Source organism: Sphaerisporangium album (assembly GCF_003323745.1).
GTDB classification, from domain to species: domain Bacteria; phylum Actinomycetota; class Actinomycetes; order Streptosporangiales; family Streptosporangiaceae; genus Sphaerisporangium; species Sphaerisporangium album.
Genome location: NZ_QOIL01000014.1, coordinates 1 through 17,061, shown reverse-complemented (window position 1 = coordinate 17,061; position 17,061 = coordinate 1). Strand labels below are relative to the sequence as shown.

General features: G+C 69.4%; 22 protein-coding genes, 1 pseudogene and 1 riboswitch. Of the genes and pseudogenes, 19 read left to right on the top strand and 4 right to left on the bottom strand.

Annotated elements, in window-relative coordinates; genetic code table 11:
- A riboswitch (cobalamin riboswitch) is annotated at nucleotides 1-57 on the bottom strand.
- 407 nt (nucleotides 58-464) lie between these two features.
- From DQ384_RS23825 to DQ384_RS23815, 3 genes are read left to right on the top strand one after another with little or no spacing between them, the layout of a single operon-like run.
- On the top strand, nucleotides 465-791 hold the full coding sequence (locus DQ384_RS23825) for a PadR family transcriptional regulator (protein ID WP_114031095.1): 327 nt from the start codon (nucleotides 465-467) through the stop codon (nucleotides 789-791).
- A complete protein-coding gene (locus DQ384_RS23820; protein ID WP_114031094.1) occupies nucleotides 788-1,144 on the top strand; it encodes a DUF1048 domain-containing protein in 357 nt (118 codons plus the stop codon). Before DQ384_RS23825 ends, DQ384_RS23820 begins: the two co-directional genes overlap by 4 nt.
- 1 nt (nucleotide 1,145) lies before the next feature.
- Nucleotides 1,146-1,472 (top strand): DUF1048 domain-containing protein, encoded by a 327-nt coding sequence (locus DQ384_RS23815; RefSeq protein WP_114031093.1) that lies wholly within the window; start codon nucleotides 1,146-1,148, stop codon nucleotides 1,470-1,472.
- Between the two features lie 69 nt (nucleotides 1,473-1,541).
- Here DQ384_RS23815 and DQ384_RS23810 read toward each other — a convergent pair whose 3' ends face one another.
- The gene (locus DQ384_RS23810) at nucleotides 1,542-2,396 is read right to left on the bottom strand and encodes a Gfo/Idh/MocA family protein (protein WP_114031284.1); all 855 of its coding nucleotides are present in this window, start codon (nucleotides 2,394-2,396) and stop codon (nucleotides 1,542-1,544) included.
- Between the two features lie 355 nt (nucleotides 2,397-2,751).
- On the opposite strand from DQ384_RS23810, the gene DQ384_RS23805 reads away from it, so the two are divergent.
- The 10 genes from DQ384_RS23805 (at nucleotide 2,752) to DQ384_RS41460 (ending at nucleotide 11,949) form a co-directional block, all read left to right on the top strand.
- Nucleotides 2,752-4,086 (top strand): cytochrome P450, encoded by a 1,335-nt coding sequence (locus tag DQ384_RS23805; RefSeq protein WP_181871371.1) that lies wholly within the window; start codon nucleotides 2,752-2,754, stop codon nucleotides 4,084-4,086.
- A complete protein-coding gene (locus DQ384_RS23800; RefSeq protein WP_114031283.1) occupies nucleotides 4,083-4,955 on the top strand; it encodes a terpene synthase family protein in 873 nt (290 codons plus the stop codon). Before DQ384_RS23805 ends, DQ384_RS23800 begins: the two co-directional genes overlap by 4 nt.
- Nucleotides 4,952-6,547 (top strand): prenyltransferase/squalene oxidase repeat-containing protein, encoded by a 1,596-nt coding sequence (locus DQ384_RS23795; RefSeq protein WP_114031091.1) that lies wholly within the window; start codon nucleotides 4,952-4,954, stop codon nucleotides 6,545-6,547. Before DQ384_RS23800 ends, DQ384_RS23795 begins: the two co-directional genes overlap by 4 nt.
- A gap of 243 nt (nucleotides 6,548-6,790) precedes the next feature.
- A complete protein-coding gene (locus DQ384_RS23790) occupies nucleotides 6,791-9,268 on the top strand; it encodes a nitrate- and nitrite sensing domain-containing protein (protein WP_114031090.1) in 2,478 nt (825 codons plus the stop codon).
- A 100-nt stretch (nucleotides 9,269-9,368) separates the two neighbouring features.
- The gene (locus DQ384_RS23785; protein WP_220183104.1) at nucleotides 9,369-9,797 is read left to right on the top strand and encodes a roadblock/LC7 domain-containing protein; all 429 of its coding nucleotides are present in this window, start codon (nucleotides 9,369-9,371) and stop codon (nucleotides 9,795-9,797) included.
- Nucleotides 9,794-10,183 (top strand): DUF742 domain-containing protein, encoded by a 390-nt coding sequence (locus DQ384_RS23780; protein WP_114031088.1) that lies wholly within the window; start codon nucleotides 9,794-9,796, stop codon nucleotides 10,181-10,183. The genes DQ384_RS23785 and DQ384_RS23780 overlap by 4 nt, the downstream gene beginning before the upstream one ends.
- The gene (locus DQ384_RS23775; protein WP_114031087.1) at nucleotides 10,164-10,775 is read left to right on the top strand and encodes a GTP-binding protein; all 612 of its coding nucleotides are present in this window, start codon (nucleotides 10,164-10,166) and stop codon (nucleotides 10,773-10,775) included. The genes DQ384_RS23780 and DQ384_RS23775 overlap by 20 nt, the downstream gene beginning before the upstream one ends.
- A gap of 69 nt (nucleotides 10,776-10,844) precedes the next feature.
- A complete protein-coding gene (locus tag DQ384_RS23770; RefSeq protein ID WP_114031086.1) occupies nucleotides 10,845-11,111 on the top strand; it encodes a hypothetical protein in 267 nt (88 codons plus the stop codon).
- Nucleotides 11,099-11,515, top strand: coding sequence for a type II toxin-antitoxin system VapC family toxin (locus tag DQ384_RS23765; RefSeq protein ID WP_114031085.1), 417 nt, complete (start codon nucleotides 11,099-11,101; stop codon nucleotides 11,513-11,515). The genes DQ384_RS23770 and DQ384_RS23765 overlap by 13 nt, the downstream gene beginning before the upstream one ends.
- Nucleotides 11,516-11,781: 266 nt before the next feature.
- Nucleotides 11,782-11,949 (top strand): hypothetical protein, encoded by a 168-nt coding sequence (locus DQ384_RS41460; protein ID WP_181871370.1) that lies wholly within the window; start codon nucleotides 11,782-11,784, stop codon nucleotides 11,947-11,949.
- Between the two features lie 96 nt (nucleotides 11,950-12,045).
- Here the strand turns inward: DQ384_RS41460 and DQ384_RS23755 are convergent, their stop codons facing one another.
- Nucleotides 12,046-12,183, bottom strand: coding sequence for a DUF397 domain-containing protein (locus tag DQ384_RS23755; RefSeq protein ID WP_114031084.1), 138 nt, complete (start codon nucleotides 12,181-12,183; stop codon nucleotides 12,046-12,048).
- A gap of 160 nt (nucleotides 12,184-12,343) precedes the next feature.
- Here DQ384_RS23755 and DQ384_RS23750 point away from each other — a divergent pair, with 160 nt between their 5' ends.
- The 6 genes from DQ384_RS23750 (at nucleotide 12,344) to tmk (ending at nucleotide 16,552) form a co-directional block, all read left to right on the top strand.
- Entirely contained in the window at nucleotides 12,344-12,613 is a 270-nt protein-coding gene (locus tag DQ384_RS23750; RefSeq protein WP_220183103.1) for a hypothetical protein, read from the top strand.
- Entirely contained in the window at nucleotides 12,610-13,134 is a 525-nt protein-coding gene (locus DQ384_RS23745; RefSeq protein ID WP_181871369.1) for a DUF6879 family protein, read from the top strand. Before DQ384_RS23750 ends, DQ384_RS23745 begins: the two co-directional genes overlap by 4 nt.
- A gap of 23 nt (nucleotides 13,135-13,157) precedes the next feature.
- Nucleotides 13,158-14,030, top strand: a complete 873-nt coding sequence (locus tag DQ384_RS23740) for a helix-turn-helix domain-containing protein (protein WP_114031083.1) — start codon at nucleotides 13,158-13,160, stop codon at nucleotides 14,028-14,030.
- A 125-nt stretch (nucleotides 14,031-14,155) separates the two neighbouring features.
- Complete coding sequence (locus DQ384_RS23735) at nucleotides 14,156-15,316, top strand: radical SAM family protein (protein ID WP_220183101.1); 1,161 nt, start codon at nucleotides 14,156-14,158, stop codon at nucleotides 15,314-15,316.
- Nucleotides 15,313-15,909 carry a 3'-5' exonuclease gene (locus DQ384_RS23730; protein WP_181871368.1) on the top strand — a complete coding sequence of 199 codons (597 nt, stop codon included), beginning with the start codon at nucleotides 15,313-15,315 and terminating at the stop codon, nucleotides 15,907-15,909. Before DQ384_RS23735 ends, DQ384_RS23730 begins: the two co-directional genes overlap by 4 nt.
- A complete protein-coding gene (gene tmk / locus DQ384_RS23725) occupies nucleotides 15,884-16,552 on the top strand; it encodes a dTMP kinase (RefSeq protein ID WP_114031081.1) in 669 nt (222 codons plus the stop codon). Before DQ384_RS23730 ends, tmk begins: the two co-directional genes overlap by 26 nt.
- Nucleotides 16,553-16,576: 24 nt before the next feature.
- Here tmk and DQ384_RS23720 read toward each other — a convergent pair whose 3' ends face one another.
- Together DQ384_RS23720 and DQ384_RS23715 are read right to left on the bottom strand one after the other, a co-directional pair.
- Nucleotides 16,577-16,801 (bottom strand): DUF397 domain-containing protein, encoded by a 225-nt coding sequence (locus DQ384_RS23720; protein ID WP_114031080.1) that lies wholly within the window; start codon nucleotides 16,799-16,801, stop codon nucleotides 16,577-16,579.
- Nucleotides 16,802-16,943: 142 nt separating this feature from the next.
- Nucleotides 16,944-17,061, bottom strand: a pseudogene (locus tag DQ384_RS23715) (IS5/IS1182 family transposase); the annotation flags it as partial.

Below are 17,061 nucleotides of genomic sequence, written 5' to 3'. Positions count from 1 at the left end.
CCTGGCTCGATCCGGGGGGATCTCACAGTTGCGGGACAGCGCCGGACTTCCACCGGCTTCGCTCCCAGCCACGCGTCACTGGAACGGTATCAGTGCTTATTGCCGCGCCTCCGGCGCGGCGGTTCGGGGCGCCTTAGAGTCGGCGTTCTTCCGCGGTTTCGGGCAAGGGATCGTTCCTCACCCTTGCCCGAAACCGCTCCAGAACACCGCCGCGCCCCGAACAATGCTCATGGGCGCGCCTTCGGCACGGCGGTTCGGGACGCCTTTCAGGCCGTGTTTCCGTCGTGACGCGCAAGGGATCGCCCATCGCACTGCCCTTGACGGCTCCAGAACTTCTCTGCGCTGAGCAGGCTGACACGCCGCGACAGCCGTCGCTCGCCGCTTGCCGGACACTCCACTACCTTGTGGTACCGTATAGTGGTACTCGGTGCCACGGAGTACTAGTGCGAGTCAGGAGGACCGGGATGGACGACCTGACGGAGATGCTGAAGGGCACACTCGAGGGCTGTGTGCTTGAGATCATCGGCAGCGAGGAGACCTACGGGTACGCCATCACGCGTCGGCTGAACGAACTCGGCTTCGTCGACGTCGTCGAAGGAACGGTGTACACCATCCTGCTGCGACTGGAGAAGAACGGGCTCGTCCAGGTCACGAAACGACCGTCCGGGCTGGGCCCGCCACGCAAGTTCTATGCGCTCAATGACGCGGGGCGCGAACAACTCGCGACGTTCTGGGCGAAATGGGAGTACATCTCATCACGGATCGACAAGCTCAAGGTGGGCGGGGAATGAACTTCTGGGAGACCATCACAGGCAGCGATCTCACCAGGGAATGGAAGACGTTCGAAGCCCGGGCCGAGGCATTGCCGGCCGACTACCAGGCGGCGTGGCAGAAGATCAAGGTTCATCTTTTCCCCTACTCGGACTTCACCGGCCGCAACCTGATGCCGATTCTCGACGGTGCTCTGGGGCTGCTCGAAGAGACGGCGTCCGAGGGGCAGAGCATTCACGAGGTGCTGGGTGACGACATCGAGGGCTTCTGCGCGGCGCTGGCCGGCGGCGAAGGGGCCCGGAACTATCGCGACCGGTGGCGCGAGCAGTTGAACAGGAACGTCGCAAGGAAATTGGGCCGGCTAGGAGGTTGACGTGGGTATCCAGGACATCATCGAGGGCAAGAAGCAGTGGCGGGCGCACATGGCCCGGGTCAAGGCCCTCCCACGGGACTACGAGATCGTCTACAAGGAGATTCAGAGGTACTTCTTCAAGGTGGGGCCGGTCGGGCTGGCTGACGGGTCCCTGCTCTCGGGAATCCTCGATTTCTTCGAGGAGGGCGTGGCGGCCGGCAAGGGAGTCCTGGAGCTCATCGGCAACGACGTCGCGGCCTTCTGCGACGACCTGGTGAAAGACTCGCGCACCTACGCGGACATCTATCAGGAATCCATCAGCGGGGAACCCGGCACGGCCGAGAAGTAGCACCTGTCGCCATGCTCATAGCGTGAACCGCGTCGCGGCGCAGACTGGCGATGCCCGGCGGGTTGTGGGTCAGGTGAGCTGGGTTTCGGCGGCGGTGATGATCTGCTGGAGGCGCAGGCCGTGCCGGGCGTCCAGGGGGTGGCCGCCGCCGCGGCGCACGGTCTCGGCGAACTCGGCGACCATGGCCGGAAAGACGTCGGGGCCCAGGGAGTCCCCGCCGAGGGACGCGCGGCCCCGGCGTCCGAAGACCTCGACGTGGGAGACGCCTTCGTCCTCGGCGCGGGCGGCCATGGATAGCGACGCCTCGCTGACCGCGCCGGTCTCGTGCTCCAGCAGCAGCCCGGTCCAGCCGAGCGGGTCGCCGTGGGCGCGCACGCCGGTGACGCGGCCGAGCGCCGCGTCCAGCAGGTCGATCATGTGCGGGCCGACGTCGAGGATGGCGCCCCGCTCGCGGCGCCAGGGCGAGTCGATGGTGTGCAGGGCGCCGGACACGTTCACCGCGTACCCGCCGAAGGCCTCGATCTCGGACGCCCGCTCCAGGAACTCCCTGGTCGCGGGGGCGTAGCGGAAGGTCAGCACCATCTGGGACGCGACGGCGGCCTCGCCCACGGCGTCGGCGACCCGCCGGGCGGAGTCGAGGTCCGCGGCGAGGGGCTTCTCCAGCAGCAGCGCCTTGCCGGCCTTGGCGGCCTGGACGGCCAGCTCGGCCTGGACGCCCGGGGGGACGCAGAACGCGACGGCCTCGCAGACCTCGAAGAGCTCTTCGACCCGCTCGTACACCGGCGCCCCGAGCCGGGCCGCGGCCTCGGGCCTGCGCGCCCAGACGCCGGCGAGCCGGGTGTGCGGCCCCGAGGCGAGCATGGGGGCGTGGACGGCCTCCGCCCATGGACCGGCCCCGATCAGGCCCACCGACACTGGTTCCACGCTCAGCTCCCCGACGTGTGCCGACACTGGTGGCGAGACTAGCCCAGTCCGGATCTATCGGTCACGGGGCACCGGACCGGCGGATATCCGGACGACACAACCCGCCATAGCGGGCCAGACCGTTGACCGAAAATCTTGCTCCAAGTCAGATGACCGTGATATCAAGTCGATCATGTGTCACTTTGCCGTAAGCGTAGCCGCTTGGGAAATTTGCGGCTTGTGCGGCACCCGGTGTTCGACGTAGAGCCCCCGGCAGGCGAGGGAACCCCTCGTAACGGTGCGCTTCTGGGTCATTGAAAGGGTGGAGAACGTCGCGATGCCGGTCGAAATCAATGCTGCCCGAACCGGGAAACGCGTGCTGGCACGGGTGGCGCCGGCGATCGTGCGCGACCCCGTGAACGGCCTCGCCGATCTGGGCAGGAGGGCCGGCGGGCGGATCGTCCGGCTGAACCTCGGCGTCCTGCGGCCCTACCTGGTGACCCACCCCGACCACGTCCAGCACGTCATGCGCGACAACTGGACCAACTACAGCCGCCAGGGCATGTTCTGGCAGCCGCTGGGCCGCCTGCTCGGCGACAGCATCCTCGGCGACGGCCCCGGCTGGGAGGCCAGCAGGAGGATCCTCCAGCCGCTCTTCACGCCGAAGTACGTCGCCGCGCTCGCCGGGACGATCGCCGCCACCGTCGACGCGCGCATCGAGGAGCTGAACGCGCGCGCCCGCTCGGGCGACCCGATGGACGCCGGCCGCACGATGGGCGCCATCGTCAACCAGAGCGTCGTGCGCGTGCTGTTCGGCGACCGGATCTCCCTGCGGGACGGCGAGCGCCTCACCTCCGCCTACCACACGGCCGACGCGGCGGTCTTCTCCCGCCTCCTCCTGCCGTTCATGCCGTACCGGGTGCCGATGCCCGGCGACCGGGCCTTCAAGACCGCCGTCGCGACCATCGACGAGATCATCTTTCCCCTGATCCGCCAGGTCAGGCGGGAGCCGGACGACGGCTCCGACGTCGTCTCCGCGCTGTGCCGCTCCCGCGAGGCGGACGGCACCCCGCGCGAGGACCGGCGCGTCCGCGACGACCTCGTCAGCATCTACGCGGCGGCCTCGGTGACCACGGCGGCGACGCTCACCTGGACCTGGCCGCTGCTGGAGGCCCACCCCGAGGTGGCCGCGAAGGTGTACGCGGAGATCGACCAGGTGGTCGGCGACGGCCCCGCGCTGCCCGCGCACGTGCCCGAGCTGCGCTACACCAAGATGGTCCTGCAGGAGGTCATGCGCCTCTACCCGTCCGGCTGGCTGCTCCCCCGCACGGTGGTGGAGAGCGAGACCCTCGGCGGCACGCGCCTGAAGGCCGGTTCGATGGTGCTGATCAGCCCCTACGTCACGCACCGGCTCGAAGAGGTGTGGGACCGGCCCCTGGAGTTCGACCCCGAGCGGTTCTCGCCCGACCGCGGCGAGCGGCGGCACCGGTACGCCTACTTCCCCTTCGGCGGCGGGGCGCACCAGTGCGTCGGCAAGCACCTGTTCTACATGGACGCCCCGCTGATCATGGCCGCCATCCTGAGCCGGTTCCGCCCGGCGGCGCTCGGCGGCCGTACCCCCGCGCCGGCGGCGACGGCGTTGCTGCGCCCGCGCGGCAGGGTGGGGCTGCGGCTGCTCCCCGCGAAGTGCCCCGGGCCGGGCACGCGATGACGGCTCCCGCCCGCGACTGGCCGGACGCCACGGAGTCCGGGCTGATCTGCGCGGTCGCCGGGCGCTCCCAGCGGGAGATGCGGGAGTGGCTCGACGCCTACCCGGGCCTGTTCTCGGCCAAGCCGTTCGACGACGCGCTGACCAGCACGCTCTCGCTGGCCATGGCGTTCAGCGGCCCGTGGTTCACCGCCGGGCAGCTCTCGATGGCCAACAAGGCCACCCTGTGGGCGTTCGGGCTCGACTGGCAGGTGGACTACGTCGCGGCCTCGGCGCCGGAGGTGGACGACATCGCCCGGCGGTGCCTGGCCGCGGCCGACGGCGCGGACCCGGCCCCCGGCGACGACCTGGCCCGCTTCCTGGCCGACGTCCGGCGGGACCTGTCCGCCGCGCCCGCCTTCCCCGTGCTCGGGCCCGTCTGGCGCGAGGAGCTGCGGGCCCTGCTGGAGGCGATGCGCCGGGAGCGCGGGTGGCGCGACGCGGGCACCGTGCCCTCGCTGGAGGAGTACCTCGGCAACGCCGGCAACCTGGGCTTCACCTTCGTGTTCACCTCCCATCTGATCCACACCGGCGCGCCGTCCGGCGACCTCGCGTCCGTGCGGGAGGCGGCGGGGGCCGTCGAGCGGGTGATCCGCCTGCTGAACGACCTCGGGACCTACCGGCGGGACGTGGAGTGGGGCGACCTGAACGCCCTGTTGCTCGGCGCGCCCCGCGAGGAGGTGGACCGGCGCCTCGCCGAGCTGGCGGCCCGTGCCAGGGAGCTCATCCGGCCTCTGCGGGACGACGACCCTCTGATCGCCGGATACCTCGAACGCCAGATGGACTTCTGCGCGGGCTTCTACCGGCTCGCCGACTACTGGGGCGCCTTATGAGCATTCACGGTGACGCGCTGACCGATGTCGCCGCCGAGGCACGCGCCCTGGTGTCCGGGCTTCTCACGCGCCCGTGGGGCGACGCCTCGCCCTCGGTGTACGAGACCGGGCGCCTGGCGGCCCTGGCCCCGTGGCTGACCGGGCACGCCGAGCGGGTCGCGTTCCTCGTGGACGCCCAGCGCCCGGACGGCCTGTGGGGCCCGCACGAGCACTACACGCTCGTCCCCACGCTGAGCGCGGCGGACGCGCTGCTGACCGAGCTCGCCCGGACCTCCCGCGCCTTCTCGCCGGCCGTGGCGGAGGCCGCGGGACGCGCCCTGCGCGCGCTCGAACGGCTGGCGCGGCGCGGGTTCGTCGCGCCGCTGCCGGACATGCCCGCGATCGAGCTCGTCGTCCCCTCGCTGATCACCTCGATCAACCGGCTCATCCGCGCCCTCGCCGGCTCCCCGGTGCCGGGGTCGTGGGAGTCCTGCCCGCTCCTTCCCTTCCCCGAGGACATCGACGACGCCCGGGTACGGCTCGTCCGCGAGCACCTGCGGCAGGGGGCTCCCCTGCCGATGAAGCTGATGCACGCCCTGGAGGTCGCGGGCGAGGCCGCGCTGCGGGCCCCCGGCGTCGTGGTGACCCCCGAGGGGACGGTGGGCGCGTCCCCGGCGGCCACGGCGGCGTGGCTCGGCGATCCCGGCGGCCCGGGGCGGGCGGCGCCCGCGGCGCGCGAGCACCTGGAGGCCGTGGCGCGGTTGTCCGGCGGCCCGGTGCCGTGCGCGGTCCCGATCACGGTGTTCGAGCGCGGGTGGGTGCTGAGCTGGCTGCTGCGCGCCGGTGTCCCCGTGGACGTGCCCGGCGAGCTGGTGGCGAGCCTCGGCGACCGGATCGACCCCGACGGCGTCGCGGCCGGGCCGGGGCTGCCCGCCGACGCCGACACCACCTCGGTGGCGCTGTACACGCTGGCGCTGCTCGACGTCCCGCGCGAGCCCGGCAGCCTGTGGGCCTACCACACGGGCACGCACTTCGGCACGTGGCACGGCGAGGACGGCTACTCGACGACGGTGAACGCGCACGTGCTGGACGCGTTCGGCCAGTACATGGTGGCGCGCCCCGACGCGCGCCCGCGCTACGCGGAGGCCGTCCAGCGGCTGGCGGACTGGCTGCGCGGGCGGCAGCGGGCGGACGGGAGCTGGACGGACCGCTGGCACGTCTCGCCGTACTACGCGACGGCGAGCTGCGCGCTGGCGCTCGGCGAGTTCGGCGGCGCCGCGTCGCGCCGGTCGGTCCGGCTGGCGGCGGACTGGGTCCTGTCGTCCCAGCGCCCGGACGGTTCCTGGGGGCTCTGGGACGGCACGCCCGAGGAGACGGCGTACGCGTTGTACCAGCTCCTGCTGGCCGGGGGCGGCGCCGCGGGGAGCGCCAGGAGCCGGCGTCTGTCGGCCGCGGCAGAGCGGGGGCAGGAGTACCTCCTGCGCTCGGCCGGGCGCGTCGAGGACCCGCCGATGTGGGTCGACAAGGACCTGTACCTGCCGGTGGCGATCGTCCGGGCCGTGGTCGCCGGCGCCCTGCACCTGGCACGGAGCGTCACGCCGTCGGAGCACTAGAGCGCCCATCAGCCGCCAAACGTGATACTGCCTCACAAAGCATGACAAGCAACCCGACATGTTTACAAAACTGACACAGAACTGTCGGAGAACCATTTGGCATCGTGCTAGGGTTCCCAGTGCGATGCGGTGGAATACCTCATTGCCATGCGATGCGGCGTAATAGAGCACCATAGCGTGACCTGAGCCTTATGCGCCGTGAACCGTGATATGGGCTTCCTGACGCTCGCCAGGGATGGACTTATGCGCTTCCGTAATTCGCGTATTCGGACCAAGGTCACGGCGCTCCTGCTGTCGCTGGTCGCCCTGTGGGGGTTCGCCGCCTGGGTCACCCTGCGTGAGGGCTTCAACGTCCTGTGGGTCGCCACGCTGAACTCCGGCATCGCCGACCCCGGCGAGCGGCTGAGGATCGAACTGCAGCAGGAGCGCAGGCTCACGCTCGTCCTGCTCGGCGCCCCGGGCTCCAGCCAGCAGCGCATCGCCCTGAGCGCGCAGCGGACCAGGACCGACAACGCGAGCGCCGACTTCCGCAGGCAGGTCACCGGCGCGGCCGTCCAGGACGCGGCCGACGAGAGCCTCAGGCGGCGCATCGAGGAGGCGACCCACGAGCTGGGGATCATCCGCCCGATGCGCGAGCAGGTGGACGAGGGCCTGATGGACCGCGCGCGCGCCTCGGTCACGATCACCCGGGTCATCGACGCGCTGTACCGCGTCTACGACTCGATGGCGACGCTGGACGACGCCGACTTCGCCAAGGACACGCGCACCATGATCGAGCTGAGCCGCGCCAACGAGCTCCTCGCGCAGGAGGACGCCCTGGTCGCGGGAGCCCTGGCCGCCGGCGGCCCCGGAGAGAGTGAACGGGCCCAGTTCGCCCAGCTCGTGGGCACCCAGCGGTTCCTGTTCTCCAAGGTGGCCGCCGAGCTGCCCGCTCCCGTCCGCCCGGCATTCGACCAGATGGCCAAGAGCGAGCCGTACGACCGCCTGCGCCGCCTGGAGAACCAGCTGATGGTCACGCCCCGGCCCCAGCTCGCCCCCGTGGACGGCGAGCGCTGGAAGACCGCCTCCAGCGCGGTCATCTCGCAGGTCGAGAAGCTGATCGTCACCGGAGGCGCGACGCTGGTCGAGCGCGCCCGGCCGATCGCCATCGGCGTCGTCGTCCGGCTGGCGCTGGCCGGCGGGCTCGGGCTCATCGCGGTCATCGCCTCGATCGTCCTGTCCATCACCACGGCCCGCGCCCTCGTGCGGCGCCTGGAGGAGCTGCGCACCGCCGCCCTGGAGCTGGCGGGCCGCAAGCTGCCGAACGTGGTGGAACGGCTCGGACACGGAGAGGACGTCGACGTCGCCGCGGAGGCGCCGCCGCTCGCCACCGGCAACGACGCGATCGGCCAGGTGGGCCAGGCGTTCAACACCGTGCAGCAGACGGCGATCCGCGTCGCGGTCGAGCAGGCCGAGCTGCGGCGCAGCTACCGCGGCATCCTGCTCAGCCTGGCCCGGCGCACGCAGTCGCTGGTCCACCGGCAGCTCACCATCCTGGACTCCATGGAGCGGCGCGAGACCGAGCCGGCCGAGCTGGCCGACCTGTTCCGCGTCGACCACCTGGCCACCCGCATGCGGCGCAACGCCGAGAACCTCATCGTCCTGTCCGGCGCCTCCCCCGGCCGCGCCTGGCGCCGATCGGTCCCGATGGTCGACGTCGTGCGCGGCGCGCTGGCCGAGGTCGAGGACTACACCCAGGTCACGCTGATGCCCATGGGCGAGGCCGAGCTGGCCGGCCGCGCGATCGGCGACGTCATCCACCTGCTGGCCGAGCTGATCGAGAACGCGGTCTCCTTCTCGCCGCCGTACGCGTCGGTGCAGGTCACCGGCCAGGGGGTCGCCAAGGGGTACGTCGTCGAGATCGAGGACCGCGGCCTCGGCATGACCCCGGAGGACCTCGCCGACGCCAACGAGCGCATCGCCGACCCGCCGGAGTTCAAGCTCTCCGGCACCCCGCGCCTCGGGCTGTACGTGGTCAGCCGCCTGGCGTCCCGTCACAACATCAAGGTCACGCTGAAGGCCTCGCCGTACGGCGGCACGACGGTGGTGGTCCTGATCCCCCGCGAGCTGATCGACGGCGACGCCGACCTCGAATCCGGCACGGAGCCCATGACCGAACACGACGCGCCGGCCCCCGGTGCCGCCGTCCCGGCCCAGGGACGGCACCGCACCGGCGAGTTCCCGGCGATCACCCGTGATCCCCGCCCGGCCGTACTCCCGGCCCCGCCCGCGGGCGAGATGCCCGGGACGGACGGCACGTCCCGCGGGCGCCGGGAGAACGCCCGCGAGGGCCGCCCCGCCGGCATGGAGGCCGCGTCCCAGGACCTTCACCCCCTGAACGGCCGCCCGGGGAACGGGACCCGCGACGCCCGCCCGGCACAGGGGCCGACCCGAGAAGCCGTACCCGGAGGGGGTGAGGACGGGCCCGCCTTCACCCCCTCCGGCCTGCCCCGCCGCGTCGCCCAGGCGCACCTCGCGCCCGAGCTGCGCCACGAGCCGGCCGCCCCCGCCCCCGAGCCCCAGGTGGACGAGGAGGACCACTTCTCCCCCGAGGAGCTGCGGCGGCTGATGGGCTCCTTCCAGAGCGGCACCGAACGCGGGCGATCGGAGGCCGCCGGGCTGCCGCGCCGCCGGGCCGCGAGCCCGGCCGAGGACGACGAGCCCCCGGTCCGGCCCCGCTGATGGCCTGGACGCCTTACGACCACCGGACGGCCATGGCCGTCCCGGAACAGCGCACAGGACGCCGCGAACCGCGTGAGCAGGCAGAAGAGGACAGCGAGTGATGCAGAGGACCAGTTCCCCCGCCGATCTGACCTGGTTGCTGGACGACCTGGTCCAGCGGGTGAGGGAGGCCGAGCACGGGATCGTCCTGTCCACCGACGGGCTGCTCCTCGCCTCGTCGCGGGGACTCGGCCAGGCGGACGCCGAGCACCTGTCCGCCGTGGCGGCGGGGATCCAGAGCCTCGCCCAGGGGGCCAGCGAGCGTTTCGAGGGCGGAGCCGTCCGCCAGACCATCATCGCCATGAAGTCGGCCTATCTGGTGGTCACCGTGGCGGGGCAGGGCGCCTGCCTCGCCGTCCTGTGCGCGCAGGACGCCGACGTCGGCCTCGTCGCCTACGAGATGGCGATGCTCGTGGCCCGCGTCGGGCAGTACCTCACCTCCCCCGCACGATCGGAGAACCCTTCCCCAAGGAATGAGGGCGCCACATGACGAGCCTCTCCGACGGCAGCGCGGACGAGCAGTGGCTCGATGACGAGGCCGGACGCATCGTCCGCCCGTACGTCATGACGCGCGGCCGCACCCAGCCCAGCCGGGGCAAGATCGACCTGATCACCCTCGTCGTGACCATCAACCCGGTGATCACGGCGGAACCCGGTCTCGGACCCGAGCATCACACGATCGTCAAACTCTGCGACCGGCCGTTGTCCGTCGCCGAGATCGCCGCTCACCTCGATCTCCCGGCCGGGACCGTGCGCGTCCTCCTCGGCGACCTCGTCGACAGAGGATTCGTGGCCATCCAGGAACCCGCGCGTGAGACCGACGTTCTCGACCTGGAAACCTACAAGGCGGTGCTCAATGGACTACGGACGCTCTAGCCGCGACGTCGGCCGGGCGAAACTGCCCACCGCGATCAAGATCCTGATCGCGGGCGGGTTCGGGGTCGGGAAGACCACGATGGTGGGGTCGGTGTCGGAGACCCGGCCCCTGCGCACCGAGGAGACGCTCACCGACCGGGGCGTCGGGGTCGACGACCTGTCGGGCATCGAGGCCAAGAAGACCACGACGGTCGCCATGGACTTCGGCCGCATCTCGATCGGCGAGGACCACGTCCTGTACCTGTTCGGCACGCCCGGCCAGGAGCGGTTCTGGTTCGTGTGGGACGAGCTGGCCCTCGGCGCGATGGGCGCGGTCGTGATCGCCGACACCCGCCGCCTGGCCGACTGCTTCCCGTCCGTCGACTACTTCGAGCGGCGCGGCACGCCGTTCATCGTCGCCGTCAACTGCTTCGAGGGGGCCCGGCAGTACGACATCGAGGAGATCCGCATGGCGGTGGACCTCGGGCCGAGCACCCCCGTCGTCCTCTGCGACGCCCGCCGCCGCGAGTCCAGCAAGAACGTCCTGGTCACCCTCGTCGAGCACGCGATGCAAACCCGCACGTCCAGCTCCCAGGAGCCGGCCACACGTTGAATCGCCGCACCGGAACGTATATTTGCGATAACGCAGTGTGCCCACGGAGGGCCGGGGTACGATCTACTCGTGTCCACCCACGCGCACGAATTGCCTCTGGCCGAGGTGCCTGAGCATCTGGACGATCTAGCCGCCGCGATTGCTGAGGGTGAGGTCGTCTACCTCACGAGAAACGGCCGCCGACTTGCCGCGGTCGTGGCACCGGAGGTCGTGGAGGCGGTGGAGGCGCACGTCGTCCCTGGAGATCTTTCGGCCCTCGACGACCTCATCGGCTCCGCTCCGGGGCTGGCCGAGGCAACCGACCTGCAGAGCCTTCGCGACGAATGGGAAAGGTAGTCATCGACAGCAGCGTCCTGCTCGGGTTGTTCGACCCAAAGGATGCGCTGCACGAAGTCTCGGCGGATGCCGTCCGACATCGACGCCGACGGAACGACCACGTCCTCGTGCCCATCAGCGTCGTATCAGAGATCCTGGTGGGGGCCGCCCGGCAAGGTCGGCAGAGCATGGTAGAGCGGCTAGGCCAGATCCGTGCCGCCTTCGGGACACCGGTGCCGCTGGTCCAGTACATCGCCTTGGATGCCGCGCGACTCCGAGCCGAACATCGCTTCCTTCGGCTCCCCGACGCGTTCGTGCTGGCAACAGGCATTTTCCTTGATGCGGAGATCTTGTCGGCGGACAAGAAATGGGCGAACGTCGACCCACGGGTCCACCTCGTCCAGCCACGCCGGCCCGCGCCATAGGGACTGTTTCCGGAAAGCTTCGGCTCGTCCGCGTTGTCGTGCCACCCTGTGTCGATGACCCGTGGCCTGGCACCCCCGGGTTTCATCGACCGGCCAGTGCTGTGCGGATGCGCGCGGCGAGCGAGGCCGCCTGCTCCGGCTCCCAGGGCCCGCATCAGCCGCCCGAACGCGCCCTCGTCGAGATCCCGCACCACGTGCTCGATATGCGCCTTCGGAGCGACCAGCACATACCCGACTAATGTCGCGTACCTCGCGAGAAACGCGATGTGGTCGTCGTCCTCGAAGACGACCTGGTGATCGGCGTGATCGGGATCGCCGGCCACGATCGCACAGACGAAGCAGGGCCCGGTCCTGGACCGAAGCTTGTAAGCCTCAAGATCGAAGGGCACACGCCTGTCACGAAGCGGGTCTTCCGACTCTTCAGCCACCTGTGAATGGTATTCGTCCGCGCCCCCGGCGAACCAGCGTGTCTCGCGACCCTTCGTACCACCAACCGGATCATCACGGGTGCACGCGACCGGCAGTTCCTGTCAGGCGGTGAGGTCGCCGCTGCTCAGGCCGTGGAGGAACGCACCCCACTCACCCGGCACGAACAGCAGCACAGGCCCATCGGGGTTCTTACCGTCCCGGACGGCGGTCACTCCCGGCAGGTTCCTCGCGACCTCCATCCTCAGTGAACGATTGTCGTTGCCAGTCTGGACGGCCGTTGAAGTGCCTCAGTTGGATGGCCGTGGTCGGCCATGATTACGACAACCCCTTGACGTAGGGTGATCGCGCATGGTCTCTGGCTGGAGAAAGGTTCGCGAAAGTTCGAGTACGGAGCGGCTGATGCGGGTCAGGTACTTGGGTTCAGGATCGGGCGAGGGCGGGTCTCCCACGGTCTTCGCGACCGATCGCGGAACCTTGATCATCCAGGGGTACAAGGTCACGGATCGGCAGGCGCTCGCGGATATCGGTGAGGTTCCGGGCCACGAGGACTTCGTCGAAATCCCGATCGAGCTACTGGAGTTCGTGAACAACCCGCTGGGCGTCGACCCCCGGAGGAACCGGCAGCGGAAGACGTCGACCGAGGGGCGGCCGCCGCTGGAGGAGAGTTGAGTCTCGTCAGCGGGCCGGCGTTCGTCGATCTCTTTCGTACCTTCGCGCATACCGCGCGCCGTCTGGAGGTGCGGGATTGGTACGACTCTCCGAGCGAGTACGAGCCGATGCGGCGATTCCTGGCAGGTGAGTCTGAGGACATGACGTGGTTCCAGAACTGGACCGGGATCGTCAAGCAGGCCGTGACGGACGGGAGGACGATGCGGCGGGTCCGGGTCGTGTCGGTGCCGTTGAGCGACTACGCCCGATACGGGCTCGACCTGGCCCGGCACAACAACGCGGCGGGTGAGGACATCCGTTATCTCGACCGGCGGGACGCGGCCGGGCTGCCCGAGTTCGACTTCTGGGTGTTCGACTCCAACCGGGTCGCGAAGCTGCATTTCACCGATGACCACAAGCTTCTGGGCGCGGAGATCATCACCGATCCCTCGGTGGTCGTGGAGTGCTCGACCGCCCTGGACGACGCCTTCCACCGGTCGGTGTCGCGGGACGAGTTCGCCGCCCGGATTCAAAGCCCGTGAACGTTGTGCGGTAGAGGTAGCGAGTGACCAACGTTCATCACGAGCGGGAGGCCCTCGGCGGGCGGCTTCGTGAACTGCGCCGGGCGGCAGGCCTCACCGGTCGTGAGCTAGCGGAGTCGCTCGGCTGGCCGCCGTCGAAGGTCTCCAAGTTGGAGACCGGCAAGCAGACGCCCGCCGAGCAGGACGTCATGGGCTGGGTCGAGGCGACCGGGGCCAGCGGTGAGGATCGCGATTCGCTGCTGGCCGCACTGCGCACCCTGGAGTCACGTCATGCCGAATGGCAGCGGGTTCTCCGTGACGGTATGCGCCACCATCAGAACGAGTGGGGCGAACACGAACAACGTGCGAGCTTTCTTCGCGTCTTCGAACCCTGTTACATCCCCGGCCTCGTACAGACTCCGGGTTATGCCCGAGCGCGCATAGCGGAGGCCATCGCCATGCACGGCCTGGCTAACGACATCGACGAGGCGATACGCGCCCGGATGCTCCGCCAGGAGGTGCTCTACGACAGCCGTAAGCGGTTCCACCTCGTGGTCAGCGAGGCCGCACTGCGGTACCGAATGTGTTCGCCGGAGGTCATGCTCGGGCAGCTCGATCGGCTGGTCACCGCCTCGACGCTGCCGAACGTCCGGCTTGGCGTCATCGGCTTCAGCACCGTGTATGTGACGGCACCGAAGCACGGCTTCTGGCTGTTCGACTCCGAGCGGGTCCTGGTGGAGACGTTCACCGCGGAACTCAACCTCGCGCAGCAGCACGAGACCGAGGCCTATTCGCGGATCTTCCGATCGCTGGCCGGAATGGCCTCCTACGGTTCGGACATGCGGGCGATCGTCACCCGCGTGATGGAGGACCTGCGGGCCGTGTTGCCCGACGGCGAAACCTCCGACGAGGAGTAGCAGCCGATTTCTCGGCCGAACGGGTCTAGAGGATGTTTCGGAAATCCCGAGAACATTGCTGGATGCGGCTATGCCGCACATGTCACCCTCACGGCGTCATCCCCGTAATACTTCGGAGGCGCTCCGTGAGCAAGGTCATCGTTCCGCTCCTTGAACCCGCTGCCGTGGCCGCGTTGCCGCCGCGTGCGCAGGAAGTCGTGGAGTACCGCAAGTCCGGGCTATCCCTCAACCACGTCCAGGGCTGCCCGCTGGACTGCGCCTACTGCATCCGCCACACCTACGGCCTATGGGACTCCCGCAAGCCGACCGCGCTCATGTCGGACGCTGAGGCCGTCGAGCTGCTGGTGGGGCACCGTTACTTCCGGCCGCACACGACGCCGTTGCAGATCTTCAACCGGGCGACCGATCCGCTGCTGCCCGGGGTGAAGGACCACTTGTTCGCCTGCCTTGAGGACCTCGACGGCCGGGGCCTGACCAACCACATCCTGGTAATCACCCGGTTCGTTCTTAAGCCGGAGGACAGCGAACGGCTGAACGCGCTGGCGAACCTGAAGGTCACGCTGCTGTTCACCTACTCCGGCATCACCGACAAGCGCATTGAGCCGTTCGCCTCCGGCATCGCTGCCGCCTCAATGAAGCTCGCCAACGAGCTACGGCTGCGCCGCTATCGGACGGTCTTCTACTGGCGCCCCCTCGTCCCCGGCCTCAACGACAGCCCGGAGCACCTCGCCACGGCCGCCGAACTGTCCAAGCACGCGGACGCCGCCGTCTTCACGGGGCTGTTCTATCGGGGCGAAATCGCCGATTACTACAAGGCCAACGGCCTGCCCGAGCCCTACGAGGGCACCGCACGCCGCAAGATCGTGCCCGAGACGCTGGAACAGCGGGTTCTCGAAGCGTTCGCAGATGCGGAGGGCTCGGCCGTGCTGTTCCGCAAGACCTCCTGCGCCGTGGCCTTCGTCCACGGGCTTCCGGACTACAACGGGCACTACGGCATCCGCGAACTCTGCGACATCTGCCCGGTCCGACAGCTCCAGCTTTGCGCGGGAGCGCACGAGGTTCCCACGGCACGGCAGCTTCAAGAGGCCGTTGTGGACCTGCCCGAGGCGGCAGGGTTGAGGGTGCTCGACGTCACCGAGCGGGCGGCGCAGGTCGAAGGAGTCCGGGACGAGCAACCGCGGTACTTCCTCCAGCACCAGTTCGCCTTTCAGATCCACGACGCCGAGCACCCGCACCTGCTCAACCGCCACGGACGCGCCGAGATCGGATGGGAACAGCCCGCATGAACACCGTCAAGCCGTGGAACAGTCACCGCTACACCGTCGTGGACGTCGAAGGCAACGGCCAGCGTCCGCCGGACCTCGTTGAGATCGCCATCGTCCCGATCGAGAACGGAACGGTCGGAGAGCCCCGGTCGTGGCTGGTGAACCCGCCGAGGCCGATCACCTTGATGGCCCGGCGCTTCCACCGGATCGGAGACGAGGAGGTGGCGGCTGCGTCGACGGTGGCCGAGGTCGCCGATGAGATCCGAAAGGATCTCGACGACGCGGTCTTCGTCGCCCACAACGCGCACGTCGATCTCGACGTGGTCACCCGCTCGCTCCCAGGCTTCAGCCCGATCGAGGTCGTCGACACCTTGAAGGCCGCCCGCCGTCTTGCACCTGGCCAGGTCTCCTACAAGCTCGGGAACCTCGTCGATGCCTTCGGCCTGGCCGAAGGCATCGCTCCCGACCTGCGCCCGCACCGAGCCGCCTACGACGCGATCGTCTGCGCACGGCTCCTCGTCCATCTGGCGACCTCCCACTCTGACCCTGGGCTGACGCTTCTCGGCCTGCTGGGAAAGGAAGAACCCGATGACCCGGCTCCGGCCCTCTTCTGACCATCAACGAGGCCTGTTCATCTCGATCGACGGGCCGTCCAGCGCGGGCAAGTCAACGATCCTCGCGCACCTGTCCCAGCTCCTCATCGCTGACGGGGAGCAGGTCCACACGACCGCCGAGCCGTCCACCGGGCCCATCGGGACCCTCGCCCGCAACCTCACCGAGACCGTCAGCGGACCGGCCCTCGCCTGCCTGTACAGCGCAGACCGCTACCACCACCTCGAAAGCGAGATCCGGCCTCGGCTGGAGGCCGGCGAGACCGTCCTCTGCGACCGTTACGTGCCGTCCGGCCTGGTCATGCAGCGGTTCGACGGAGTCGACCCCGCCTTCCTGTGGAGCCTGAACGCCCACGCCGACCGCCCCGATCTGGCCGTCGTCCTCGAAGCCGACCCGCAGACGATCGCCGCTCGTCTGGAGTCCCGCGGAGCCCACAACCGCTTCCAGCTCGCCCCCGGCTCCTCCCACGCCGAATCCCGCTTCTACCGGCAGGCATGTGCCCGCCTCGTCCAGGCCGGATACGACGTCCTGCGCATTGACTGCACGACTATGGCCCCCGACCAGCTCGCCCAGATCATCCGAGACCGGCTCCAAGCCTTCTTCGCCGTCCCCGAGCTGGAAACCACCGATGCCCGCACCTGGTGACACGCTCCTCATCGGTAGCTCCCGTTAGGCGGTGAGGTCATCACGCCTGACGCCATTGAGGAACGCGCCCCACTCGCCCGGCACGAACAGCAGCACAGGCCCATCGGGGTTCTTGCTGTCCCGGACGGCGGTCACTCCCGGCAGGTTCCTCGCGACCTCCACGCACCCACCTCCCGTGCCACCGCTGCGGGCACTCTTCTGCCAGGCAGCCTTCGACAGATCTACGCTGCTCAGAGTTCTGCGGTCCATTGATCAATCCCATCGTGGATCATCTTCAGCGATACATGCTGGGGATAGGCGTCCCCTCTAATGGTGTCATATCGGCTCCAAATAGCCGCAACAACATCATGGTCAGTCGTTACGTCTCCGGTCACGGATGACTGAGCCTATTTCAGCGGGCTTCCCGGAGTTGTAGGACGAGGATTGCTTTGACGATCTGACCTGCGCGAAGTGGGCAGCAGCGGAGCTTTCGCAGGATGCGCCAGGCCTTCAACTGGGCGTTCGCGCGT